Below are 23,523 nucleotides of genomic sequence, written 5' to 3'. Positions count from 1 at the left end.
AGAGCCCTTACCCATCAAAGCGGCCAGAAGACAAGGATGGCAGGAACGGAAACTGCAACGATGAGGATTTCCAGCGGCAGCCCCATGCGCCAGTAGTCCCCGAACCGATATCCGCCAGGCCCCAGCACCAGCGTGTTGTTCTTGTGCCCGATCGGAGTAAGGAACGCGGCCGAGGCTGCCACGGCAACCGTCATCAGAAACGGATCGGGAGAGACTTCAAGCGTGCGAGCCATTTGGATGCCAACGGGGGCGGCGACGATGGCTGTGGCGGTGTTGTTCAGCACATCCGACAGGGTCATTGTAACAACCATCAATACCGTCAGGATCGCCCATGCGGGCAGGCCATCCGTCAGTTGCACTAGCGCATTGGCGATCAATTCGGTGCCGCCTGATGTCTCCAGAGCACTGCCCAGCGGGATCATCGATCCCAGCAGCACAACGACCGGCCATTCTATATGGTTATAGAGATCGGCAATCGGCAAGATTTTGGTCAGCACATAGGCGACTACGACAAACCCCAGAGCAATCGGTAGGTAGATCAGCCCGACACTTGCGGCCAATACCGCAGCGACAAACAGCCCGATGGCCAGCCAGGCCTTGTCATTAGCGGTGACGTTCAGGCCACGCGTGGCCAGCGGCAGGCAGCCCAGCCATTCGGTCACGTCGGCACTGCGGTCACGAGGGCAGAGCAGCAGCAGAATATCGCCTGCCTCGACTTCGGTCTTGCGGACCTGTTCGGTGATACGGCGACCCTGGCGCGAGATGCCCATCAGCACAGTGCTTTGCCGCCAGGCAAGCCCTAACCCTTGCGCGGTGCGTCCGGTGATGCGGGCGCTTTCGGTGGCAACAACCTCGATCACTTCCAGCCCGTCGCCCTCGGCCGTCAGCAACTCCTGCCTCCGCGTGTCCGAAAAATCGAGATTCAGCGCTGCACGGAATTCATCCAGTGCCTCGGGCCGCGCCTCAAGCACCAGCGCGTCGCCCGGTTTCAAGGTAGCATGGGCCGATCGTCCATAGCGCCGCTTGCCATCGCGGATCAAACCGATGATGGCGACGTCGGATTTCTCGGCGGCCTCATACAATTCGCTGACCCGCTTGCCGATATGCGCTGATTCCGGAGGGATGGTCAGTTCGGCGATGTATTCCGCCAGCGCCTCGGACGTTTCCTCTTGCGGGCCGCGGTTCGGGATCAGACGCCATCCGATCAAAGACACAAAGGCCAGCCCGGCAATGGCCGCTAACCCGCCGACAGGGGCGAAATCGAACATCCGGAACGGCTCGCCCAAGGTTTCGGCACGGATTGAGGCGATAATGATATTAGGCGGCGTCCCGATCAGGGTGGCCATACCGCCCAGAATGGTGGCAAAGCTCAGCGGCATCAGGGTCAGGCCTACCGACCGCCCCGCCTTGCGCGCGGTTTGAATGTCGACCGGCATCAACAAGGCCAGTGCGGCCACGTTGTTCATAAAAGCCGACAGAACAGCTCCGATCCCGCCCATCAGTGCGATATGCGCGCCAAGCCCGCGCGAGGCATCAACCAGCGTGCGCGTGATCAGAAACACCGCCCCCGACCGAACCAGCCCTGCTGAGACAACCAGAACTAACGCCACAATAATGGTTGCCGGATGTCCAAACCCGGCAAAGGCGTTGTCCACCGGCACGACGCCAAGAACGACCCCGATTAACAGCGCAGAAAACGCCACAAGATCATAGCGAAACCGCCCCCAAAGAAGCATTCCGAATACAGTGGCAAAAAGGGTGAAAAGAATAATCTGATCTGTCGTCATCCCGCCACCATACCCGCAAGGGGGCGTCTCGCAAGCCGCTCTCTTGATCCCATGCCCTGCAAACGTCTATATGAGCGCCGAATACGCAATCACTATCACGAGGACGCACCATGGCAGGCCACTCCAAATGGGCCAACATCCAGCACCGCAAGGGACGTCAGGACGCCGCGCGGTCCAAGCTGTTTTCCAAACTGTCGAAAGAAATCACCGTCGCCGCCAAGATGGGCGACCCCGATCCCGAAAAGAACCCACGCCTGCGTTTGGCAGTTAAAGAGGCCAAGTCGAACTCAGTCCCCAAGGACGTGATCGACCGGGCGATCAAAAAGTCGGTTGCGGGTGAAGGCGATGATTACGAAGAAATCCGGTATGAGGGTTACGGCCCTAACGGTGTGGCTGTGATCGTCGAGACGATGACTGACAACCGCAATCGCACCGCCTCGACCGTGCGTTCAACCTTTTCCAAGAATGGCGGCAATCTGGGTGAAACCGGCTCGGTCGGGTTCATGTTCGACCGCAAGGGCGAGGTGGTGTATCCGGCCACTGCAGGCGATGCGGACACCGTTTTTGAGGCCGCCATCGATGCCGGCGCCGAAGACGTCGAAAGCTCGGAAGACGGTCACATCATCTGGTGTGCTGACACCGACCTGAATGATGTGTCGAACGCACTGGAGGGCGCGCTGGGCGAATCCGAATCTACCAAGCTGATCTGGAAACCCACCACTACAACCGAGCTGGGGCTGGAAGACATGCAAAAGCTGATGAAGCTGGTCGATGCGCTGGAAGATGACGATGACGTACAGCGCGTGACCACGAACTTCGAGGCCACAGACGAGGTCATGGCGCAGCTTTAAGCGTTTTGAATTTCTGTTGGAAAACCCGGCCTCTGGTCGGGTTTTTTGCTTTGTGGGTTCTTGGCCGGTTGGACAGAACCCGATAGGCTTGACCAGAATATCTGTGCCCAAACGGCACATAATCTGATTGAGCGAATGACGGACAGCCCAGCCAGCCAACCCAAACGCAATATTCCTGTTCTGACCGGTCAGAGCATCCTGTCTCAGGTCGCGTGGACGCTTGGCAGCCCTTCAATCGTCCTGCCGTTTCTGGCCGTTTCTTTTGAATTGCCCATGTTCATCGCAGGCGCATTGGTGTCCATTCGGATGGTCGGCAGCATGATTTCGGATATCTTTCTGGCACAGCCGATTTCGGCGCGACAGCAGAAGAAACGCGGGATTGCCCTAACCGAGGTTTGTATAGGCGCCTGCCTTGTCATGGCTGTTTTGGTGGCCGCGACAGGGTTTGTTCCTGCAATTGCACTGGCCTTTGTCGCAGCGTTCTTCGTGATCGGCCTGATCGAAGAAATTCAATCGTTGATGTTAACGGATCTGATAGGGGATCAAGTGCAATCCAAATCGCGGATGATCATGCACTATCTTCAATTAGGTATAGGCGGGTTGGGAGCCATCGGATTGGCGCTGCTGGTGCATGAGATCACAAAGGAAAACCCACCGTTTTCCCGCCATTCCACCGTGATTGCGGTTTCGGTGGCCTTTTTCGTTCTGTCTGGCCTGTCCATTCTTGCGATCTCAGAAATCGCACGAGGGGATGAGGTCAAGGACACACCGCAAAGGGTGCGGAAACGGAAATTTTCAGAGAACTTTACCGATATTGCCGCCATGTTCGACCAGGCTTGGTTCCGTCGGTATCTGGTCATGCGGTTGCCCTTGGTCGTGGTCTCCCTGTCGGTGCCATTTTTTGCCCTGATCGCGGCCGAGGCACATCATGCCTCAGCCAAGGGACTGACGGCCATGATCATCTCATCCGCGTCGGGATATTTGGTCGCGGCACCGCTGTGGCAGCTGGTGAACATGAAATCCCACCGCGCCGTCATGGTGGCCGGAAACCTGATGGTTGCCGCGACAGGTGCCACGTTGGTCACTGTCCACTTTCTGGGTATTGATCACGCAGTCCATCTGCATGCTATCGCGCTGTTCGTTGTGACCGTGGCCGTAACTGGCATAAGCGGTGCGCGGCAGTTGTATTATTTGGACGTGGCCCCCAAGGATCAACGTGTCAAAGGCGCGGCGGCGATCAAAAGTATTTGCCGGATCACGGCGGTGATCCTGTCGGCGGCCTTGGCCGGGGTCGCCCATATGCATGAGGTTGCGTGGGCCATTGTGTTCATCACTATGGTCAGTCTGTTTGCTGCCCTCACCTGTTACCGCGTGGTCCTTCCCAACGCGGAAAAGGCCAAGGGCGCGCAACCGGGACAGTCATGATTGCGACGGAAGAAGCTCCTTTGCCGCGGTTTGTCTGACCGCGCGGGTCAGCGGAACCAGCGCAGAGGACAGAACGCGCCCCACCTGCCAAGTCAGACCCACGTCAAGAGGGGCCTCAGGCAGCAGCGGACGTAGTCGCCCATCATTTAGCGCGCTCTTCGCCAGCCCGACAGGGTTCATGCCCCAACCCAACCCAGCTATGGCCGCTTCCACAAACCCTTGCGGAGACGGCAGAAAATGCGAGGGTGGGGAAATCCGGCACCCCATCTGTTCGATGATCCACGTTCGTTGAAGGTTGTCCTTGCGGTTGAAGGTCAAGCAAGGGGCAAGGGCCAGCGAGCGTTCGTTTACACCCTCGGCAAACCATTGTTGCATATAGGCCGGGCTGGCGGTCGCGATGTAGCGCAGCGCGCCCAAGGCATAGGTGTCGCACCCCGAAACCGGCTGACCGCCTACCGTGATTGCAGCGCTGACCTCGCCGCGACGCAACCACTCGGCCGAGTGATCCTGATCATCCACCACCAGATCAAATAGCAGCCCATCCACCTGTGTTATGGCATCAATGAACCACGTGGCCAGAACGTCGGCAGGCACTGCCACGCGGACACGGGCCGGGCCGGTGCCTTGATCCAATGTCAGTTCGCGGGCCAGCTTCGCTTCGAGCAAACCGATATCCTCAGCATGCTGGGCAATACGCAGCCCCGCCGGTGTTCCGGTGCAAGGCGGTCCGCGATTGATCAATGCTGCCCCCACGCGATCTTCCAGTGCCTTGATCCGCTGGGATATGGCTGAAGGCGTCACAGTAAGTTCCGTCGCAGCTGCCTCAAAACTGCCGTGCCGCAAAATCGACGACAAAGCCGACAAGTGGTTGGGGTCGAGTATCATTAGCTAGACTTAATTAGGATCAACATCTTTAATTTGATAGGATGCCAAAATGCGCATAGTCAATGCCCCTGAACGCACAGGAGGCATTATGTCCGCATCCCTTTTCGCCGGTTTTTTACTGGGCTTCAGCCTCATCCTAGCCATCGGGGCACAAAACGCCTTTGTGTTGCGTCAGGGATTGCGGCGCGAACACGTTTTTCCCCTGTGTCTGACCTGCGCAGTGTCGGATGCCATCCTTATTGCCGCAGGTGTCGCGGGGTTTGGTGCGCTGGCCGAAGCGGCACCTTGGTTTGAGACCGTCATGCGATACGGAGGGGCGATCTTTCTGACGTGGTACGGGCTGCGCAGCCTGCAATCTGCGTGGCAGGGCGGGGCGGCGATGGACGTGACCAAAGGCCAACGCGCCAGCCTTCGGTCGGTGCTGCTGACGGTGCTGGCTTTTACCTGGCTCAACCCGCATGTCTATCTGGATACGGTAGTGTTGATCGGATCGATCTCGGCCCAGTATGATGACCGTCTGGCCTTCGCGAGCGGTGCGATGCTGTCCAGCTTCGTGTTCTTCTTTTCCCTCGGTTATGGGGCCAGGGTGCTGTCCCCGGTCTTTGTAAGACCGCGTGCCTGGCAGATTCTGGATGTGGTCATCGGTATTGTCATGCTGGGAATCGCACTGAAACTTGTTGCCATGTGAAGGGTTGTACCTGCGCAGGTTTCAGTGTTCAGGTTTCGGCATGAAAACGTCTGCAACCTCATACCGGCCCCTTGCGGGCATGTTCTGGATGTTTGCCGCCGGGCTGTCCTTTGTGGTGATGACGGCCTTGGTCAAATCGCTGGGCACAACAATGAGTCCGATCCAGGCGGCATTCATACGCTATGCTCTGGGATTGGTATTTCTGTTGCCGGCCCTGCGTTTGATCCTGTCGACTCATCTCACAAAGCGTCATCTGACCCTGTTCGGGCTGCGTGGGATCATTCACGCCTTTGCTGTGATGCTGTGGTTCTATGCAATGACCCAGATCCCCTTGGCCGAGGTCACGGCGATGAACTATATGACGCCGGTCTATGTCACGTTGGGTGCGGCGCTGTTCTTGGGTGAGCCGCTGGCCTTTCGCCGGATTGCGGCGATAATGGTGGCGTTGGTCGGTGTGGTGATCATCCTGCGCCCGGGGTTCAGAGAGGTTTCGACCGGTCACTTGGCCATGTTAGGAACTGCTCTGCTGCTTGGAGGGTCCTACCTGCTGGCCAAACTGCTGGTGCGCGATATTCCACCATCGGTGGTCGTGGCGCATTTGTCGATTTGGGTGACACTGGCGTTGATCCCCTTTGCCATCGCCGTTTGGCAGCCGCCCAGCTTGCGTGACATCTGGGTTTTGTTTCTGGTCGCCTGCTTTGCCACCGCGGGGCACTATTTCATGACGCTGGCCTTGCAGGCGGCTCCGGTGGCGGTCACGCAGCCGGTGACCTTCCTGCAATTGATCTGGGCCACGCTGCTGGGTGCGTTGGTTTTTCACGAAAGTGTTGACATCTGGGTTGTTGCCGGGGGTACGTTAATCCTGTCTGCCGTCAGCTTCATCGCCTGGCGCGAAGCGGTTCTGAACCGCAGCAACCTGACCACGCCCAGTATAGCCCCAAAACTCTAGCAGGTTTCAGCGTGCGGAAATGGTTATTGATTGACGAGTCAATAAAAACACCGTAGCGTTTTCCTACCAGTCATAGGGAGGGGACAGCTATGCCGAAACTCGGAATGGAGCCGATCCGCCGAGACGCAATCGTCCGGGCGACGATTGCCGAGCTTGGGTCGAAGAAATCCCTAGATGTGACCGTCAGCCAAATCGCCAAGCGGGCCGGCATGTCCAGCGCCCTTGCGCATCACTATTTCGGTGGCAAAGACCAGATTTTTCTGGCGGCGATGCAACGCATCCTGTCCGATTTCGGTGCCGAGGCGCGCAGCGAGCTTAAGGCAGCCGCACCGCAGGAGCGGGCGCAGGCCATCATCCGGGCCTGTTTTGCGCCCTCGTGCTTTACGCCCGATGTCATTGCTGCATGGATGACGTTTTACGTTCTGGCCCAAACCAACGATGACGCGCTGCGCCTGTGGCAGATCTATCAGGCGCGTATCCGTTCCAATCTTATTGATGCCCTGCGCCCGTTGATGAGCGACCCGGTCGAAGCGGCCGAGAATATGATTGCTCTGATTGACGGGCTGTATATCCGCGCCGCGCTGAGCGCGCCGAAAAAGCCGCAACTGGCGGTTAATCACGCATTGCGTGTCCTCAACACTCTGCTCGAGGCTGAAAAATGACAAAACCGAACATTCTGATCCTGATGGTGGATCAGCTCAACGGGACACTCTTTCCAGATGGTCCCGCAGATTGGCTGCATGCACCCAATCTGAAGAAATTGGCGGAAAGGTCGACACGGTTCGCCAATGCTTATACGGCCTCGCCGCTATGCGCGCCGGGGCGGGCCAGCTTTATGTCCGGCCAGTTGCCGTCGCGGACCGGCGTCTACGACAACGCCGCTGAGTTCCGCAGCGACATCCCCACCTATGCGCACCATCTGCGCCGTGCGGGGTATTACACTTGCCTGTCCGGCAAGATGCATTTCGTCGGCCCCGATCAGTTGCACGGGTTCGAGGATCGCCTGACCACCGATATCTATCCGGCCGATTTCGGCTGGACGCCCGACTACCGCAAACCGGGTGAACGGATTGATTGGTGGTATCACAACATGGGCTCGGTGACGGGCGCAGGCGTGGCCGAGATATCCAACCAGATGGAATACGACGACGAGGTCGCCTATAACGCCAAAACCAAGCTGTATGATCTGGCGCGCGGTAAGGATGACCGACCCTGGTGCGTAACCGTCAGCTTTACCCATCCGCATGATCCCTATGTGGCGCGCCGCAAGTATTGGGACCTGTACGAGGATTGCGAACATCTGCTGCCCGAGGTCGCGGACCTTGGCTATGACAACCAAGACCCGCACTCCAAGCGGATTTTTGACGCCAATGACTGGCGCAGCTTCGACATCACCGAAGAAGATATCCGCAAATCCCGCCGCGCCTATTTTGCCAATATTTCGTATCTGGACGACAAGATAGGCGAGATTCTTGAAGTGCTGGAAAGTACACGGCAAGAGGCGATCATCCTCTTTGTCTCGGATCACGGCGATATGCTGGGTGAGCGTGGATTGTGGTTCAAGATGACCTTCTTCGAGGGCTCGTCCCGTGTTCCGCTGATGATTTCGGCCCCTGACTTGCCTGCCGGCCGGATCGGCACGCCAGTTTCGACAATCGACGTTACGCCGACATTGGGTGCGTTGGCAGGTGTCGACATGGTCGAGATCGAACCTTGGACCGATGGGGAAGACCTCGTGCCGCTGGCCAAGGGCGTTGAGCGCACCGCGCCCGTAGCAATGGAATATGCGGCCGAGGCATCTTATGCCCCGCTGGTTTCGCTGCGCTATGGCAAGTGGAAATACAACCGCTGCGCGCTGGACCCGGATCAGTTGTTCGATCTTGAGGCCGACCCGCACGAACAGGCCAACCTGGCCGAAGACCCGTCGCATGCCGGAACGCTGGAAACGCTGCGCGCCAAGTCCGAGGCCCGTTGGGATCTGGATCAGTTCGACGCGGATGTCCGCGCCAGCCAGGCCCGCCGCTGGGTGGTGTACGAGGCGCTGCGGCAGGGTGGGTATTACCCGTGGGATTACCAGCCGCTGCAGAAGGCATCGGAACGCTACATGCGCAATCACATGGATCTGAATGTCGTCGAGGAAAACGCTCGTTTTCCGCGTGGCGAATAGACTTATCAACCTAATCGAAGATTCCTCGCCGAAAATTCGCAACTTGGTTCGGCGGGGCATGGAGACCAAATAATGGAAGCAGATTTCGTCATCGTTGGCGCAGGATCCGCAGGATGCGCGATGGCTTATCGCCTCAGCGAGGCTGGGGCCTCGGTTCTGGTGATCGAACATGGTGGCACCGATGCCGGTCCGTTCATCCAGATGCCCGCGGCGCTGAGCTATCCGATGAATATGTCGCGCTATGACTGGGGCTATCATTCTGAACCCGAGCCGCACCTGAATAACCGCCGTCTGGCCTGTCCGCGTGGCAAGGTGATCGGTGGGTCATCCTCGATCAACGGCATGGTTTATGTGCGAGGTCATGCGCGTGACTTTGATACCTGGGCCGAGATGGGGGCTGATGGCTGGTCCTATTCGGATGTGCTGCCCTACTACAAGCGTATGGAGACCTGGCATGATGGTGGCCATGGTGGTGATCCTGAATGGCGCGGCACTGATGGGCCGCTGCATGTTTCGCGCGGTCCCCGTGAAAATCCGCTGTTTCAGGCCTTTGTCGATGCTGGTCAGCAAGCTGGCTATGAAGTTACTGGAGATTATAACGGCGAAAAACAGGAAGGCTTTGGCCCGATGGAGCAGACCGTCTGGAAAGGGCGGCGCTGGTCGGCTGCGAATGCTTACCTGAAGCCTTCGCTCAATCGTGAAAACTGCGATATCGTGCGCGGGCTGGCCGCGCGCGTGGTGATAGAGAACGGCCGTGCGACGGGTGTTGAGCTGGTGCGTGGTGGTAAAAAGGAAATTATCCGTGCGCGGCGCGAGGTGGTGTTGGCCGCATCCTCGATCAACTCGCCCAAGCTGCTGATGTTGTCGGGCATTGGTCCGGCGGCACATCTGGCCGAACATGGGATCGAAGTTGTCGCTGATCGCCCCGGTGTGGGGGCGAATTTGCAGGACCATCTGGAGCTTTATATCCAACAGGCTTCGCTGCAGCCGATCACGCTGTATAAGCACTGGAACCTAATCAGCAAGGGCTTGATCGGGGCGCAGTGGCTGTTTACCAAAACCGGCCTTGGCGCGTCGAACCAGTTCGAAAGCGCGGCCTTCATCCGGTCGAACCCCGGTGTCGAATACCCGGACATCCAGTATCACTTCCTGCCGATTGCTGTCCGGTATGACGGGCAGGCGGCGGCCGAGGGGCATGGCTTTCAGGCGCATGTAGGGCCGATGCGTTCGCCTTCGCGCGGGGCTGTCACGCTGCGTTCGAACAAGCCCGAGGACGCGCCGGTGATCCGGTTCAACTACATGAGCCACGAAACGGATTGGGAGGACTTCCGCAAATGTATCCGCCTGACCCGCGAGATTTTCGGGCAAGATGCGTTCAAACCCTATGCGGGCAAGGAAATCCAGCCGGGTGCCGACGTGCAGACAGACGAAGAGCTGAATGGCTTCATCGCCGAACATGCCGAAAGCGCCTATCACCCCTGCGGCACCTGTCGCATGGGTCGGGCCGATGACAAGAATGCGGTGGTCGATCCTGAGGGTCGTGTAATTGGTGTGGACGGCCTGCGCGTCGCCGACAGCTCGATCTTTCCGCAGATCACCAACGGCAACCTCAACGCGCCGTCGATCATGGTGGGTGAGAAAATGTCGGATCATCTGTTGGGTAAAGAAGCCCTGCCGAAAGCCAATGACCGTCCGTGGATTCATCCGGCATGGGCAACAGCGCAGCGGTGATTTGATCCGCGTCAAAGCAGGGTGTGGAAAAGACGTATAGACCTGAATCGCAACGACATATTTTGAGGAGCGAACAGGAATGTCCCACACCCCGCATGAACTGGCCGAAGAGTTTCCGGACAAGGTCGAGCTGATGAGCCAGCTCAAGCAATCGGATGCACATTTTGCCCGGCTGGCGGATGAGTATCACGAGATCAACCGCATCGTGCATCGGGCCGAGACCAACATCGAACCAGTCGAAGATCTGACCGAGGGTGAAATGCGCAAGAAGCGCGCGGCGCTCAAGGATGAGATCTGGGCGATCTTGTCGAAAGCCTAAACCTTAAGGCGGGGGCGATGCCCCCGTCGCCGCAGGCCGCGACTCCCCCGAAGTATTTTCAGGCCAGGTGAAGATCAGGTGACCTTATATGGCAGGGTTCCACGGGTGTGGGCGTCGATCGACAGGCGGCGTTCCAGCGGCGGGACCGAGCGTTGGTGGCAGGTTTGCCGTTCGCAGATACGGCACGAGATGCCGATGGGCTCATAGGCGCTGGCGTTATTGATGTCGAGATTGTCGGCATAGACCAGCGCTTCGGCGTGGCGGATTTCGCAACCAAGCGCGATGGCATAGCGACGCACCGGCGCGCCATAGGAACCGCCCGATTTCGAAACATCCCGAGCCAGAGAGATATAGCGCACGCCGTCGGGTGTTTCCGCCAGTTGCCGCAGGAAATGGCCGGGCGTTTCAAATGCACGGTGGACGTTCCACAGGGGGCAGGCACCGCCGAAACGTGCAAATTGCAGGCGAGTGGCCGAATGGCGTTTGGTGATCGTACCAGCCTGATCAACGCGGACAAAGAAGAACGGGATGCCTTTGGCACCGGGGCGTTGCAGTGTGGAAAGCCGGTGTGCCACTTGTTCGATTGACGCGCCGAACCGGTTGCTGAGCAGTTCCAGATCGTGGCGATAATCCTGCGCTGCGGTCAGAAAGGCGTCGTAAGGCATCAAGGACGCCCCGGCGAAATAGTTGGCCAAACCGATCTTGGCGATGGCGCGGGCTTCCTCGCTTTGGAACTTGGCGAAGTCCAGGGTGGCTTCGAGCAGTTTGTCCTGGCTGATAAGCGCCAACTGCAGCAACAGTTGAAACACTTGTGTTTGCGGCGCGATACGGGACGAGAGTTGCAGTGTCTTGCTGTCAGCGTCGTATTTCCGTGTTTCGGGGATATCGACAAATTGCACCCGAATGTCGCGCTCATTAAGACTGTTGATCGCTTCCGCCCTTATGCCATCGGCCTTACCAGCGCGGGTCGAAAAATGTTCGGCCGCGCGGTCGACCGCGTCGATGTAGTTGTCGCAATAATGGAAAAAGTCACGCACCTCTTCCCAGGGGCTGGCCTGAATCTGCGCGTCCTCGCGACCCAAAGCTTCGTCCAGCGAAGCGAGCCGTTCATGGGTTTGGCGATAGGTGCGGTGCAGTGCGATGAACGCGCGCGCCAGCGCAGGGGCGTTCGAGGCCGTCAGGCGCAGATCGGCCAGTGGTGGTATGGCGTCATCGAAAACCGGGTCGGCCAAAGCCTCGCGCATGTCCGAGACCAGACGCTCGCTGTCGCCGGTGCTCAGCTCGGTCACATCCATACCGAACTCCTGTGCCAGAGCCAGAACAACTGTGGTCGAGATCGGCCGGTTATTATTCTCCATCTGGTTTAAGTAGGGCAAAGAGACGCCCAATTTGGTGGCGAATTCCTTTTGCGTCAGGGTCAGGCGCGTGCGCATTTCGCGCAGTTTCGCACCGGCATATAGCTTTTGAGTGGCCATGGCGTTTCTTTGCAACTTTTCCGTTGTGGCAAGCTAACTTTGCAAACCATGCGGTGCAAGCTGTGTTACAAGCCCAGTTGCCTCTCGCGTCGGATGACGGACGCAATCGCGCAGATCGCCAGCGCCGATGTTGCCAGCATCAGCCAAAGCAGGGGCATGGCGCCGGTTTCATGGGTCAGCAGCGTCCCGGCCAGGGCGCTGAGGCCCGCGCCACCGCCCAGCATGATCGCGCCACTGAGGCCCGAGGCGGTGGCGGCCAGATGCGGACGAACCGACAGGGCGCCCGAGGTCGCGTTGGGGATCGTCATGCCGTTGCCAAGGCCCACAAAGGTCATGAGGCCAAAGAAGCTGAGCGCGGTGCCAAAACCTGCCAGAAACAGGATGGCCGACAAGGCAACACCCATCGCGTTCAGCCAACATCCCCAGTATACCATCCGGTTCACGCCAAATCTGACCGAGTATCGACCGCTGAGAAAATTGCCGACAAAATACCCGACAGCAGGAGCGCCGAAATAGATGCCGACCTGCGCGGCACTGAGGCCGAACAATTCCGTACCGATGAAGGGCGCGCCGCCCAGATAGGCAAAAAACGCGCCCGAAGACAGGGCAGAGGACAAGGAATAGCCCCAGAACCGAGGTGAGCGCAGCAGCTCTGGATATTCTCGGAATTGCTGTACCAGCGTTTTACCGCTTTTGGCGGAGGTTTCCCCAAAGTCGACAAAGGTCAATGCCAGCGTCAAAGCGCCCAGGCCGAAAGGCAGCCAGAAATTAGCTTTCCACCCAAAGCTTTCCTCAAGCAGGCCGCCGATGGCAGGGCCGATCATCGGTACGATGGCCATGCCCATGGTCACATAGCCGATCATCGAGGCCGCCTGATCCTGATCATAAAGATCCCGGACGGCTGCTCGGCTCAGCACCATGCCGACCACCACGATGGCCTGGCACATTCGAAAGGCTAGAAAAACCTCGGCCGTCGGCGCATAGATACAGCCCAGCGTGGCGATCAGAAACAGCGCCAATCCCCACAGTAAAACAGGGCGACGCCCCGCTTTATCCGCAATCGGGCCGATCAGTACCTGCAGCACCGCATTGACCAGCAGGTACAGCGCGATGGAAAGTTGCATGACCTTGTAGTCGGTCTGAAAATGCAGCGCCATATTTGGGAGGCTGGGCAAGAACAGGTTCAGGCTGAGGGCGGACAGCCCCGACAGCAAAACCAGCGTGAAAATGGTGGGTGGCGACCGACGCGCCATAGGCGAACTAAACTGCATGGTTCACATGTATAGTGACCGTTTCAGGGAATGCTATCCAAGACGGTGTTTCAGTATGAAACTTTGCAATTTTACAGTTTTCCATAACTTTGTTGCCAAAGGTTTGCAAATTTGCCGAAATGTACTTTGGCAACGGCATCCGTGCGTATAGTGTTCGCCTAAATTTCACAGGGAATTAGCGCCATGAAAGACATCCTGACTGAGCTTGAAGACCGCCGCAACGACGCCCGTCTTGGGGGTGGGCAAAAGCGTATCGACGCGCAGCACGGCCGCGGTAAGTTGACAGCACGCGAGCGGATCGAACTGTTGTTGGATGAAGGCAGTTTCGAAGAGTTCGACATGTTCGTCAACCATCGTTGCACTGACTTTGGGATGGAAAATCAAAAGCCTGCGGGTGATGGTGTGGTCACCGGCTGGGGCACAGTCAATGGCCGCATGGTCTATGTGTTTAGTCAGGACTTCACCGTGTTTGGTGGTTCGCTGTCGGAAACCCATGCGCAGAAGATTTGCAAGATCATGGATATGGCGATCCAAAACGGCGCGCCTGTAATTGGAATCAACGACTCGGGGGGTGCGCGAATCCAAGAAGGCGTGGCTTCGCTGGCCGGTTATGCCGAAGTGTTTCAGCGCAACATCATGGCTTCGGGCGTCGTTCCTCAGATCAGCGTGATCATGGGGCCATGTGCGGGCGGTGCGGTTTACAGCCCGGCGATGACCGACTTTATCTTTATGGTCAAAGACACGTCGTACATGTTTGTGACCGGCCCCGATGTGGTGAAAACCGTGACAAACGAAGTTGTCACGGCAGAGGAACTGGGTGGTGCGTCGACCCACACCAAGAAGTCCTCGGTCGCTGATGGCGCGTTTGAAAACGACGTCGAAGCACTGGCCGAGGTGCGCCGTCTGGTCGATTTCCTGCCGCTGAACAACCAAGAGAAACCGCCCGTTCGTCCGTTCTTTGACAGCCCCGAACGGGTTGAAACCTCGCTGGATACTCTGATCCCAGACAATCCCAACACGCCCTACGACATGAAAGAGCTGATCACCAAGGTGGCGGATGAGGGCGATTTCTACGAAATTCAGGAAGATTACGCCAAGAACATCATCACCGGTTTCATCCGGCTGGAAGGACAGACTGTGGGTGTCGTGGCGAACCAGCCGATGGTTCTGGCCGGATGTCTGGACATTGACAGCTCGCGCAAGGCAGCACGGTTCGTGCGGTTCTGCGACTGTTTCGAAATCCCGATCCTGACGCTGGTGGACGTGCCCGGATTCCTGCCGGGGACGTCGCAGGAATATGGCGGGGTGATCAAGCACGGCGCCAAGCTGTTGTTTGCCTATGGTGAAGCGACGGTTCCAAAGGTCACCGTGATTACTCGCAAAGCCTATGGTGGCGCCTATGACGTTATGGCCTCCAAGCACCTGCGCGGCGATTTCAACTATGCTTGGCCCACAGCTGAAATCGCGGTGATGGGTGCCAAGGGCGCGACTGAGATCATCCACCGTGCCGATCTGGGCGATGCCGAAAAGATCGCGCAGCACACGCAGGACTACGAAGATCGCTTTGCCAACCCCTTTGTTGCGGCTGAGCGCGGTTTCATCGACGAGGTGATCATGCCGCAATCCACCCGCCGCCGAGTGTCGCGCGCGTTTGCCAGCTTGCGCAACAAGCAGCTGAAAAACCCGTGGAAAAAGCACGACAACATTCCGCTGTAACAGACTGCGCTGAATGACCTGCCCTTTGCAGAATGCTCCTTGGGCGGGTCATGGCAAGGGTAACTGTCGGTACGTTTGACTTTGAGGCCAAAGCTGCTAGATGAGACGTCTTACCAGATACATACACGCGCGGGCCGAAAGCCATGCGCGCGCGATCCCGGAGAGAGGAGCCCACTTGTGGGTCTGGGATCGCGCTTTTGTACTGGCGTTTCTGGCATGGACCTCCCCTGCAATCGCTCAATCCGAAAACCTGTTGCCTGTCCCCTCTGGTCAGCCGGTGCATCTGAGTGATGTGCTGCTGGACAACAACCCGGGCGAGCTGTGGGTCAGGTTCCGTTTTATCGCGCCCAAGATCGGATCGGACGTTGGACGGATCGGGTATGATGTGGCCTCGGTGGACATGGAACATCTGTGCCAAACCCTTGCGGTGGCTTATGTCGCGAAATACGAGCTTAATCCGGCGCGGGTCGTGATATCGCTTTCTGATCGACCCCTTGAATTCGGGCGATCTTCACCTGATGCAACTCAGTATTTTGAAGCCTACCGGCTGGAGCAATCCCAATGTATCTGGGAGGGGCTCTGACCATGAAACCCCGTTTTCACCACGTCCGAGCGTTCCTAGACACCAAAGCGACTTTGGAGGTGCGCGAAATGACCCCGTCTGCAATCGGGTACGAGTTTGTTTCCCCGAATACATCGAACAACGAGGTGCTGGCATGCTAAAGCACCGCGGATTCCCCGGACGTCTGGCCGGAACTGATTTTCAGTTCACCATTCGCCGCGCCAATCCCAAGGGCGTAACCCCGATTGCCCGGCGCGAGCGGTTCCGTGACCGCAAACCCGCCGATCGCCGCGCGGATGCGGCGTTTATGGAAGCGCTGTGGCAGAATTTCGGAGACCAGCCGTTCGAGCGTGGCAACCTGGACGCCGGTCGCCTAAGCTGGTTGTTCGAGCGTGAGGTGATCGCGGCGGAGGATCCGTTCGATCCGGCCAGCTATGATGCGCTGCTGGTGATTGATGTGGACGCGGCGCGCATGTCGTTCCCCGATATCTTCGACGGGATACGCTGATCCGTGCAACCCGCTGTCGCGCATATCCATTCGGGGGAAACTTCGGAAAAAACCCTGCCCAGGATCGGGCAGGGTGGATTTGTGTGCCTAGAAATTCAGCTGGGCCGCGAATTGAACTCGGTCCGAGTCAAATGTCCGGCCTGTAGACGCGTCGTTGCGTTCGCCAAAGAAATATTCGGCGCTGAACGTCAGGTCGTCGGTTGCCTTGTAGAAGGCATTGACGTGGATTGTCTCAAGCTCGGTAAAAGCCAGAGTTCCGGTCGAGGTGGGCAGGTCGTAATCTTCTTCGCCATAGGCAATGCCGACATTCCACTTTTCGCTAATTTGCTGCCGGAATTCGACGGTAAAGCCGTCAACGTCGTTGGCCTCTCCACTGACGATGGCGTCCCCGAAGCCGATCAGATAGGGGCCAAGCGCTTCGCCGTCGACGTAGTTGACCTGAAACAGACCACCTTCCCAGGGACGGATACCAGCCGACAGAGTAAAGCCGGTTTGATCAACTTCGACATCACCGGATTGTGCCCTGCCGTACAAGGCCGAGGCTCGGGCGATGTATTTCCCGTCATTATATTCCGCCGACGCCGTCAGAACCGGATCGTCGGAATTCGAAGCGCCGACATTTTCTTCAACCGACAGGGCAAAGGTTGCGTTGCCGCCAATCTTATTCGTAAAGCGCACCTGAGGGACACGCGCGAAGGGGATACCAACGGGGCCGTTGAATTCCACAGAGGTCGGGTAGGTATCCAGCGGCTGGAAGTTGGTCCAGTACTGACCGATCAACCAGTGGTCACCGATTGTGATGTTGGCGTGTCTCAGACGCAATTCGGCCGGACCGTCCGTACCGCCGGAGAAAAGATCCAGTTCCAGTTGACCACCGATATCGCCCAACGCACTTGGCGTCGTCGTGCGCAATCCGACCCGAGATTGGCGAACCGTGGCGCCAAAGGTTCCATCCGTGGCAAATTGGGGCTCACCAATCCGCGACGTATCGGCCAAATCGCCAAGTTCAAAATCCGTATCGTAGAAAAAGTCGGCCTTGACGTAGCCATAGAGATCCAAGGTGGTGTTTCCGATCCTCAGGTCTCCGTCTCCGCCCCCAGAGCCGGTATTTGCGGTCTCCAGCGCCTCGACGCGGGCGCGCAGCGCATCCAGTTCAGCCTGGGTTCCGGCATCTTGAGCGAGCGCGAGCGTGCCCGTGACGCTAAGCGCAGAGGCAGCAAGCAAGAGTGCCTTTTTTCTATTTGTAATCATGCAGTTGATTCCTTGTGTGCGAGTGTGCCCACGCAAAGTTTCACGCAAACGTCAGTGGGGGAAATCACGAGAACGGCAAAGAAAGCGCCGTTTTCCTCAAGCAAAATTGTGCAAAGAGCCGGTATTTTTCACAGCAAAGTGAACAGATCTGTCAACCATACGTTCGCAAAGACTTTTTCAAATGGGATCAGTGAACTGAAACGTGATGTTGCACATGCAGAAAACTGCCTCGGAAGCGCGAATTGTAACGGAAGTGTGACTGATTCAGAGGATGGCGTTTTCCAGTCGGGACGACCCGGTGTCGGCACGATTTTGCGCGAGAATTCGCCTTATGGGCGAATTCTGGCCGGAAATTTGGGTGGAAACAATACTTTGTTTGCGGCCTCATTTGTGCCGTGCAATGTGATCAGGCCGTGCGGCTCTACTTTGCCTGCGCCGCACAAGCACCTACTATTCCGTACCCCTTCCTTCCGCGGGCAGGTTTGTGAAACCCACAAAATCCTGCCCGCGTTTTTCTTTGCGCACAATGCAGGCTTAATGCGGCATAAATCTGCGCAAAACATCCATTTCCAGCGCTTGTTATTGAATAACAGCGCTTGGTTCCGGCATCTGCGCCCCAATGCATCAAGAAAGCTAAAGGGGCAGAACACATGCGAATCTCAAAATTCTTCCTGGCCGTTGCGACCTGCGCGGGCCTTGCTGCCTGCGGCGACTCATTCGGTGAACAGGCGTTGCTTGGCGGCGGCGCAGGGGCACTGGGTTCGGCGGTCATCGGAGCGGATCCGTTTGTCGGCGCAGCAGTCGGGGCTGCGGGCAACGTGCTGTACTGCAAAACACAGAAGAACTGTTACTAACCAAGAATTCGGGGCGCCCGCCGCTCCGGTTGCCATTGCGCATCACGCCGTCGCAGGGTTTACGCCCTGCGGCGGCGTTTTGCGTTTCCAGAACATCAAGACAAAGGACGTTCCATGTTCAACAAGATCCTGATCGCCAACCGGGGTGAGATCGCCTGCCGGGTCATCAAGACTGCACGCAAGATGGGTATCGGCACAGTTGCCATATACTCGGACGCGGACAGACAAGCGTTGCATGTATCGATGGCAGATGAGGCCGTACACATCGGCCCGCCGCCCGCGAACCAGTCCTATATTGTGATCGACAAGGTGATGGATGCCATCCGCCAGAGCGGGGCGCAGGCGGTGCATCCGGGTTACGGTTTTCTGTCTGAAAACGCCAAATTCGCCGAGGCATTGGATGCCGAAGGCGTGGCTTTTGTGGGTCCCCCGGTTGGTGCGATTGAAAGCATGGGTGACAAGATCACCTCGAAGAAAATCGCGCAGGATGCGGGTGTTTCGACTGTTCCCGGTTATATGGGCCTGATCGAAGACGCCGATGAGGCGGTGAAGATTTCGAACGAAATCGGTTATCCGGTCATGATCAAGGCCAGCGCTGGTGGTGGCGGTAAAGGCATGCGGATCGCGTGGAACGACGAAGAAGCGCGCGAGGGGTTCCAGTCCTCCAAGAACGAGGCCGCGAATTCGTTTGGCGATGACCGGATTTTCATCGAGAAATTTGTGACCCAGCCGCGCCATATCGAGATTCAGGTACTGTGCGACAGCCACGGCAACGGGATTTATCTGGGAGAACGCGAATGCTCGATCCAGCGCCGCAACCAGAAAGTCGTGGAAGAAGCCCCGTCGCCCTTCCTTGACCCCGAAACCCGCAAGGCGATGGGCGAACAAGCTGTCGCTCTGGCCAAGGCTGTGAACTACGCCAGCGCGGGTACGGTGGAATTCATCGTGGATGGCGAAAAGAACTTCTACTTCCTTGAAATGAACACACGCCTGCAGGTGGAACACCCAGTGACCGAGTTGATCACCGGCGTCGACCTGGTCGAACAGATGATCCGCGTTGCTGCGGGTGAGCCTCTGTCCATCACGCAGGACGACGTGACCCTGACCGGCTGGGCCATCGAAAACCGTCTGTATGCTGAAGACCCGTATCGCAACTTCCTGCCGTCGATTGGCCGTTTGACCCGCTATCGCCCGCCACAGGAAACCGCAGCTGGCCCGATGTTGGACAACGGCAAGTGGCAGGGTGACGCGCCCAATGGTGAGGCCGCCGTGCGCAATGATACCGGTGTCTATGAGGGCGGCGAGATCAGCATGTATTACGACCCCATGATCGCCAAGCTGTGTACCTGGGCCCCGACCCGTGAAGCCGCGATTGAGGCGATGCGTGTAGCGCTGGACAGTTTCGAGGTCGAAGGCATCGGTCACAACCTGCCGTTCCTGTCCGCAGTGATGGATCACCCGAAATTCGTCAGCGGCGATATGACAACGGCCTTCATCGCCGAAGAATATCCCGACGGGTTTGAAGGTGTAATCTTGCCCGAGGCCGACTTGCGTCGCATCGCGGCCTCATGCGCGGCGATGCATCGTGTTGCTGAGATTCGCCGCACCCGTGTTTCCGGCCGCATGGATAATCACGAGCGTAAGGTCGGAACCGATTGGACCGTCACCCTGCAAGGTCAGGATTTCGAACTTGCCATCGAGGCGGATCATGACGGGTCAACGGTTACGTTCACTGACGGTGCGGTGATGCGTGTTGCATCAGATTGGACACCGGGCGATCAGCTTGCGTTGCTAGATGTAGACGGCGCTCCGCTTGTTCTGAAGGTCGGTAAAATCTCTGGCGGCTTCCGTATTCGCAATCGAGGTGCTGACCTGAAAGTTCATGTCCGTACGCCGCGTCAGGCAGAACTGGCCAAGCTGATGCCCGAGAAGTTGCCACCTGATACTTCGAAAATGTTGCTGTGCCCGATGCCCGGCCTGATCGTGAAGATCGACGTCGAAATAGGTCAGGAGGTTCAGGAAGGTCAGGCGCTTTGTACGGTCGAGGCGATGAAGATGGAAAACATCCTGCGCGCCGAGAAGAAAGGCGTGGTAGCCAAGATCAACGCAGGCCCCGGCGACAGTCTGGCCGTGGACGACGTGATCATCGAGTTCGAGTGATCATGTCCGCGCGTTCGTCATATATCCAAATGGTCCCGGCGTTTTGCGCCGGGTGCTTTGGGCGTGGCGAATGCGTTCAGCCGCCCTGGCGCCGCTCGCGAATCTCGCGTTCGCGCAGGGGGGTTTTGTCGATGGACCGGCCGATTTCACGCACGCTCCATGGGGACGGTTTGCGCAGTTTGACCACGCCGTCCTTGTCTACGAATACCATTTGGAACCCGCGAGGCCGCAGCTGCGACCGGATCGGAGACCGCGCCGAAGGGTCGGTGTCGGTCAGCACGACCACATCACGGTCGCGCATCGCTGCCTCGCCTTCGGTCAGCATATCGATCTGTTGCTGGAACCGCGGGTCGGCTGGCGTGTCGGCAAAAACGACGATGGGCCGTTTGACCCAAAGAAACTCACTGAGATCGCTGTCACCAGTAGGGCGAACAAATTCGTCTTCCACCGGTGCGGACCCGTCGGCAGCCAAGGCGGCCAGCGGGAATAGTGCCGAGAAAACAAGGGCAAGCGTTCGTATCATGGGGCCTCCTGTTGAATTGAATATAGCCCCTGCGTCGGTGAATGCGACCGGCGAATTGCATCAAAGGTTCAAAATTTTGCGTAAAGCGCTGTCTGAACCAACCCGTCCGAACACCACAACGCGCAGGCCAGGCCCCAGCGCGACCCGAATTGAAAAAAGGATATCGCTATGACCGATACGAAAGACTGGCGCGCGCTAGCCGAAAAAGAGCTGCGCGGGCGTCCGTTGGAGGACCTGACGAAAGAGACGTTGGAAGGCATCGACGTCAAACCGCTCTATACGCAGGAGGACACTGCAAATCTTCCGCATATGGGATCGTTGCCCGGTTTCGGTCCGTTTACGCGCGGGGTGAAGGCGACGATGTATGCGGGGCGGCCGTGGACAATTCGCCAGTATGCCGGGTTTTCGACGGCCGAGGAATCGAACGCTTTTTACCGCCGCAATCTGGCTGCGGGCCAACAGGGCGTCTCGGTTGCTTTCGATCTGGCGACGCATCGGGGCTATGACAGTGACCACCCGCGCGTGGTTGGTGATGTCGGCAAGGCTGGTGTGGCCATCGACAGCGTTGAAGATATGAAAATCCTGTTCGATGGCATCCCGTTGGACAAGGTCTCGGTTTCGATGACGATGAACGGTGCGGTGATCCCCATCCTTGCCAGCTTTATCGTGGCGGGCGAAGAGCAGGGGCACGACAAATCCGTCCTGTCGGGCACCATTCAGAACGACATTCTGAAAGAGTTCATGGTGCGCAACACATATATTTATCCGCCCGATCCTTCGATGAAGATCATCTCGGATATTATTGAATTCACGTCGAATGAGATGCCCAAATTCAATTCGATCTCGATCTCCGGCTATCACATGCAGGAAGCCGGAGCGAACTTGGTGCAGGAGCTGGCCTATACTTTGGCGGACGGGCGTGAATACGTACGCGCCGCAACGCAGGCCGGGATGGATGTGGACAAATTTGCTGGACGCCTGTCGTTTTTCTTTGCCATAGGCATGAACTTCTTCATGGAGATTGCCAAACTGCGTGCCGCACGCACCTTGTGGCACCGGGTTATGACCGAGTTCGGAGCAAAATCCGAGCGGTCGAAGATGCTGCGCACCCACTGCCAGACTTCTGGTGTGTCGCTTCAAGAGCAGGACCCTTACAACAACGTGATCCGCACCGCCTATGAGGCGATGAGTGCGGTTCTGGGCGGTACCCAATCGCTGCATACCAACGCGCTGGACGAGGCGATTGCGCTGCCCACCGATTTCTCGGCACGCATAGCGCGGAATACTCAGTTGGTACTGCAGGAAGAAACCGGCGTGATCGATGTGGTCGATCCGCTTGCCGGGTCCTACTACATCGAAAGCCTGACCAATGAACTGGTCGAAAAGGCCTGGGCATTGATGGAAGAAGTCGAGGAAATGGGCGGTATGACCAAGGCCGTAGCCTCGGGTATGCCGAAACTGCGGATCGAAGAAAGCGCCGCCCGTCGTCAGGCGATGATCGACCGGGGTGACGAGGTTATCGTCGGGGTCAACAAATACCGCAAGGAACAGGAAGACCCGATCGACATCCTGGACGTCGACAATGTCGCCGTGCGTGAGGCTCAGGTGGCACGTCTGGAACGCATTCGCGCCACTCGCGACGAAGCTGCGTGCCAACAAGCGCTGGACGCACTGACCAAGACCGCCCGCGAGGGTGGCAACCTGCTGGCTGCTGCGGTCGAGGCCGCCCGCGCCCGCGCATCCGTAGGAGAGATCAGCATGGCAATGGAGAAAGAATTCGGCCGCCACCGCGCCGAGGTGAAGACTTTGGCCGGTGTCTACGGCGCGGCTTACGAAGGTGATGAGGGCTTTGCTGCGATCCAGAAATCCATTGAGGAGTTCGCCGAAGCCGAAGGCCGTCGCCCCCGTTTGCTGGTGGTCAAGATGGGGCAGGACGGGCATGACAGAGGTGCCAAAGTCATCGCCACAGCCTTTGCCGATATCGGGTTTGACGTGGACGTTGGCCCGTTGTTCCAAACACCTGCCGAAGCTGCGCAAGACGCAGTTGATAACGATGTGCATGTGGTTGGCATTTCCTCGCAAGCCGCGGGGCACAAGACACTGGCGCCGCAACTGGTTGAGGAACTCAAGAAAGCCGGGGCAGAGGACATCATTGTGATCTGTGGCGGCGTGATCCCGCAGCAGGATTATCAGTTCCTTTATGACCATGGTGTTAAGGCGATCTTTGGTCCGGGAACCAATATCCCCGAGGCCGCGCAGGATATCCTGCGTCTGATCCGAGAAGCAAAAGGCTGAGGCCAGCCAAGATTTTTCGCCGAAAAATCTTGTGATTCACCGCCGTTGGCGAAAACATGCGACCAGATCCATCGGGATCTGGTCGTTTTTTGTTGGAGGCAGCGCA

Annotated in this window: 21 protein-coding genes; 15 read left to right on the top strand and 6 right to left on the bottom strand. The window is 58.0% G+C overall.

What is annotated here, in order from left to right:
• Window positions 1-14: 14 nt before the first annotated feature.
• On the bottom strand, window positions 15-1,787 hold the full coding sequence (locus tag ACR0LY_RS07055; protein ID WP_170347967.1) for an SLC13 family permease: 1,773 nt from the start codon (window positions 1,785-1,787) through the stop codon (window positions 15-17).
• Window positions 1,788-1,897: 110 nt separating this feature from the next.
• Here ACR0LY_RS07055 and ACR0LY_RS07050 point away from each other — a divergent pair, with 110 nt between their 5' ends.
• Window positions 1,898-2,638 carry a YebC/PmpR family DNA-binding transcriptional regulator gene (locus ACR0LY_RS07050; RefSeq protein ID WP_170347968.1) on the top strand — a complete coding sequence of 247 codons (741 nt, stop codon included), beginning with the start codon at window positions 1,898-1,900 and terminating at the stop codon, window positions 2,636-2,638.
• A 135-nt stretch (window positions 2,639-2,773) separates the two neighbouring features.
• Window positions 2,774-4,063: a permease gene (locus ACR0LY_RS07045; protein ID WP_170347969.1), complete on the top strand. Its 1,290-nt coding sequence runs from the start codon at window positions 2,774-2,776 to the stop codon at window positions 4,061-4,063.
• Here ACR0LY_RS07045 and ACR0LY_RS07040 read toward each other — a convergent pair.
• Window positions 4,058-4,948 carry a LysR family transcriptional regulator ArgP gene (locus ACR0LY_RS07040; protein WP_170347970.1) on the bottom strand — a complete coding sequence of 297 codons (891 nt, stop codon included), beginning with the start codon at window positions 4,946-4,948 and terminating at the stop codon, window positions 4,058-4,060. The genes ACR0LY_RS07045 and ACR0LY_RS07040 overlap by 6 nt on opposite strands.
• A gap of 88 nt (window positions 4,949-5,036) precedes the next feature.
• Between ACR0LY_RS07040 and ACR0LY_RS07035 the strand changes: the two genes are divergently transcribed.
• The 6 genes from ACR0LY_RS07035 to ACR0LY_RS07010 all read left to right on the top strand — a co-directional run bounded on the left by ACR0LY_RS07035 (window position 5,037) and on the right by ACR0LY_RS07010 (window position 10,802).
• Window positions 5,037-5,636, top strand: coding sequence for a LysE/ArgO family amino acid transporter (locus ACR0LY_RS07035; protein ID WP_170347971.1), 600 nt, complete (start codon window positions 5,037-5,039; stop codon window positions 5,634-5,636).
• A gap of 40 nt (window positions 5,637-5,676) precedes the next feature.
• Window positions 5,677-6,585, top strand: coding sequence for a DMT family transporter (locus ACR0LY_RS07030; protein WP_170347972.1), 909 nt, complete (start codon window positions 5,677-5,679; stop codon window positions 6,583-6,585).
• An 89-nt stretch (window positions 6,586-6,674) separates the two neighbouring features.
• Complete coding sequence (betI, locus tag ACR0LY_RS07025; protein WP_170347973.1) at window positions 6,675-7,247, top strand: choline-binding transcriptional repressor BetI; 573 nt, start codon at window positions 6,675-6,677, stop codon at window positions 7,245-7,247.
• Window positions 7,244-8,752 (top strand): choline-sulfatase, encoded by a 1,509-nt coding sequence (betC, locus tag ACR0LY_RS07020; RefSeq protein WP_170347974.1) that lies wholly within the window; start codon window positions 7,244-7,246, stop codon window positions 8,750-8,752. Before betI ends, betC begins: the two co-directional genes overlap by 4 nt.
• Before the next feature lie 72 nt (window positions 8,753-8,824).
• Window positions 8,825-10,483 carry a choline dehydrogenase gene (betA, locus tag ACR0LY_RS07015; protein WP_170347975.1) on the top strand — a complete coding sequence of 553 codons (1,659 nt, stop codon included), beginning with the start codon at window positions 8,825-8,827 and terminating at the stop codon, window positions 10,481-10,483.
• Between the two features lie 79 nt (window positions 10,484-10,562).
• Complete coding sequence (locus ACR0LY_RS07010) at window positions 10,563-10,802, top strand: HP1242/YdcH family protein (protein ID WP_170347976.1); 240 nt, start codon at window positions 10,563-10,565, stop codon at window positions 10,800-10,802.
• 74 nt (window positions 10,803-10,876) lie between these two features.
• On the opposite strand, the gene ACR0LY_RS07005 is transcribed toward ACR0LY_RS07010, so the two are convergent.
• Together ACR0LY_RS07005 and ACR0LY_RS07000 are read right to left on the bottom strand one after the other, a co-directional pair.
• A complete protein-coding gene (locus ACR0LY_RS07005; protein WP_170347977.1) occupies window positions 10,877-12,277 on the bottom strand; it encodes a helix-turn-helix domain-containing protein in 1,401 nt (466 codons plus the stop codon).
• A gap of 65 nt (window positions 12,278-12,342) precedes the next feature.
• Entirely contained in the window at window positions 12,343-13,548 is a 1,206-nt protein-coding gene (locus ACR0LY_RS07000) for a multidrug effflux MFS transporter (protein ID WP_170347978.1), read from the bottom strand.
• 183 nt (window positions 13,549-13,731) lie between these two features.
• On the opposite strand from ACR0LY_RS07000, the gene ACR0LY_RS06995 reads away from it, so the two are divergent.
• The 4 genes from ACR0LY_RS06995 (at window position 13,732) to ACR0LY_RS06980 (ending at window position 16,334) form a co-directional block, all read left to right on the top strand.
• The gene (locus ACR0LY_RS06995) at window positions 13,732-15,264 is read left to right on the top strand and encodes an acyl-CoA carboxylase subunit beta (protein WP_170347979.1); all 1,533 of its coding nucleotides are present in this window, start codon (window positions 13,732-13,734) and stop codon (window positions 15,262-15,264) included.
• A 100-nt stretch (window positions 15,265-15,364) separates the two neighbouring features.
• Complete coding sequence (locus ACR0LY_RS06990; protein ID WP_254437370.1) at window positions 15,365-15,847, top strand: DUF6497 family protein; 483 nt, start codon at window positions 15,365-15,367, stop codon at window positions 15,845-15,847.
• Window positions 15,848-15,849: 2 nt separating this feature from the next.
• Entirely contained in the window at window positions 15,850-15,987 is a 138-nt protein-coding gene (locus ACR0LY_RS06985; RefSeq protein WP_170360362.1) for a hypothetical protein, read from the top strand.
• The gene (locus ACR0LY_RS06980) at window positions 15,981-16,334 is read left to right on the top strand and encodes an alpha-amylase family protein (protein ID WP_170347980.1); all 354 of its coding nucleotides are present in this window, start codon (window positions 15,981-15,983) and stop codon (window positions 16,332-16,334) included. Before ACR0LY_RS06985 ends, ACR0LY_RS06980 begins: the two co-directional genes overlap by 7 nt.
• 87 nt (window positions 16,335-16,421) lie before the next feature.
• Here the strand turns inward: ACR0LY_RS06980 and ACR0LY_RS06975 are convergent, their stop codons facing one another.
• On the bottom strand, window positions 16,422-17,585 hold the full coding sequence (locus ACR0LY_RS06975) for a DcaP family trimeric outer membrane transporter (protein WP_170347981.1): 1,164 nt from the start codon (window positions 17,583-17,585) through the stop codon (window positions 16,422-16,424).
• A 650-nt stretch (window positions 17,586-18,235) separates the two neighbouring features.
• Here ACR0LY_RS06975 and ACR0LY_RS06970 point away from each other — a divergent pair.
• On the top strand, window positions 18,236-18,439 hold the full coding sequence (locus ACR0LY_RS06970) for a hypothetical protein (RefSeq protein ID WP_170347982.1): 204 nt from the start codon (window positions 18,236-18,238) through the stop codon (window positions 18,437-18,439).
• A 114-nt stretch (window positions 18,440-18,553) separates the two neighbouring features.
• Window positions 18,554-20,599, top strand: coding sequence for an acetyl-CoA carboxylase biotin carboxylase subunit (locus tag ACR0LY_RS06965; RefSeq protein WP_170347983.1), 2,046 nt, complete (start codon window positions 18,554-18,556; stop codon window positions 20,597-20,599).
• A gap of 76 nt (window positions 20,600-20,675) precedes the next feature.
• Here the strand turns inward: ACR0LY_RS06965 and ACR0LY_RS06960 are convergent, their stop codons facing one another.
• Window positions 20,676-21,122 carry a DUF4174 domain-containing protein gene (locus ACR0LY_RS06960; RefSeq protein ID WP_170347984.1) on the bottom strand — a complete coding sequence of 149 codons (447 nt, stop codon included), beginning with the start codon at window positions 21,120-21,122 and terminating at the stop codon, window positions 20,676-20,678.
• Between the two features lie 168 nt (window positions 21,123-21,290).
• Here ACR0LY_RS06960 and scpA point away from each other — a divergent pair, with 168 nt between their 5' ends.
• Window positions 21,291-23,417: a methylmalonyl-CoA mutase gene (gene scpA / locus ACR0LY_RS06955; RefSeq protein ID WP_170347985.1), complete on the top strand. Its 2,127-nt coding sequence runs from the start codon at window positions 21,291-21,293 to the stop codon at window positions 23,415-23,417.
• The last annotated feature ends 106 nt before the right edge of the window (window positions 23,418-23,523 follow it).

The sequence above is a fragment of the Ruegeria sp. BC5 genome (assembly GCF_056539205.1).
The sequence above is the reverse complement of the archived record's forward strand: the minus strand, read 5'-3'. Positions and strand labels throughout refer to the sequence as shown.

Excerpts from the sequence above, each read along its gene's own strand:
- ACR0LY_RS07055 (WP_170347967.1), bottom strand. The coding sequence starts at position 1,787 with ATGACGACAGATCAGATTATTCTTTTCACCCTTTTTGCCACTGTATTC.
- ACR0LY_RS07050 (WP_170347968.1), top strand. The coding sequence starts at position 1,898 with ATGGCAGGCCACTCCAAATGGGCCAACATCCAGCACCGCAAGGGACGT.
- ACR0LY_RS07045 (WP_170347969.1), top strand. The coding sequence starts at position 2,774 with ATGACGGACAGCCCAGCCAGCCAACCCAAACGCAATATTCCTGTTCTG.
- ACR0LY_RS07040 (WP_170347970.1), bottom strand. The coding sequence starts at position 4,948 with ATGATACTCGACCCCAACCACTTGTCGGCTTTGTCGTCGATTTTGCGG.
- ACR0LY_RS07035 (WP_170347971.1), top strand. The coding sequence starts at position 5,037 with ATGTCCGCATCCCTTTTCGCCGGTTTTTTACTGGGCTTCAGCCTCATC.
- ACR0LY_RS07030 (WP_170347972.1), top strand. The coding sequence starts at position 5,677 with ATGAAAACGTCTGCAACCTCATACCGGCCCCTTGCGGGCATGTTCTGG.
- betI (WP_170347973.1), top strand. The coding sequence starts at position 6,675 with ATGCCGAAACTCGGAATGGAGCCGATCCGCCGAGACGCAATCGTCCGG.
- betC (WP_170347974.1), top strand. The coding sequence starts at position 7,244 with ATGACAAAACCGAACATTCTGATCCTGATGGTGGATCAGCTCAACGGG.
- betA (WP_170347975.1), top strand. The coding sequence starts at position 8,825 with ATGGAAGCAGATTTCGTCATCGTTGGCGCAGGATCCGCAGGATGCGCG.
- ACR0LY_RS07010 (WP_170347976.1), top strand. The coding sequence starts at position 10,563 with ATGTCCCACACCCCGCATGAACTGGCCGAAGAGTTTCCGGACAAGGTC.
- ACR0LY_RS07005 (WP_170347977.1), bottom strand. The coding sequence starts at position 12,277 with ATGGCCACTCAAAAGCTATATGCCGGTGCGAAACTGCGCGAAATGCGC.
- ACR0LY_RS07000 (WP_170347978.1), bottom strand. The coding sequence starts at position 13,548 with ATGCAGTTTAGTTCGCCTATGGCGCGTCGGTCGCCACCCACCATTTTC.
- ACR0LY_RS06995 (WP_170347979.1), top strand. The coding sequence starts at position 13,732 with ATGAAAGACATCCTGACTGAGCTTGAAGACCGCCGCAACGACGCCCGT.
- ACR0LY_RS06990 (WP_254437370.1), top strand. The coding sequence starts at position 15,365 with ATGAGACGTCTTACCAGATACATACACGCGCGGGCCGAAAGCCATGCG.
- ACR0LY_RS06985 (WP_170360362.1), top strand. The coding sequence starts at position 15,850 with ATGAAACCCCGTTTTCACCACGTCCGAGCGTTCCTAGACACCAAAGCG.
- ACR0LY_RS06980 (WP_170347980.1), top strand. The coding sequence starts at position 15,981 with ATGCTAAAGCACCGCGGATTCCCCGGACGTCTGGCCGGAACTGATTTT.
- ACR0LY_RS06975 (WP_170347981.1), bottom strand. The coding sequence starts at position 17,585 with ATGATTACAAATAGAAAAAAGGCACTCTTGCTTGCTGCCTCTGCGCTT.
- ACR0LY_RS06970 (WP_170347982.1), top strand. The coding sequence starts at position 18,236 with ATGCGAATCTCAAAATTCTTCCTGGCCGTTGCGACCTGCGCGGGCCTT.
- ACR0LY_RS06965 (WP_170347983.1), top strand. The coding sequence starts at position 18,554 with ATGTTCAACAAGATCCTGATCGCCAACCGGGGTGAGATCGCCTGCCGG.
- ACR0LY_RS06960 (WP_170347984.1), bottom strand. The coding sequence starts at position 21,122 with ATGATACGAACGCTTGCCCTTGTTTTCTCGGCACTATTCCCGCTGGCC.
- scpA (WP_170347985.1), top strand. The coding sequence starts at position 21,291 with ATGACCGATACGAAAGACTGGCGCGCGCTAGCCGAAAAAGAGCTGCGC.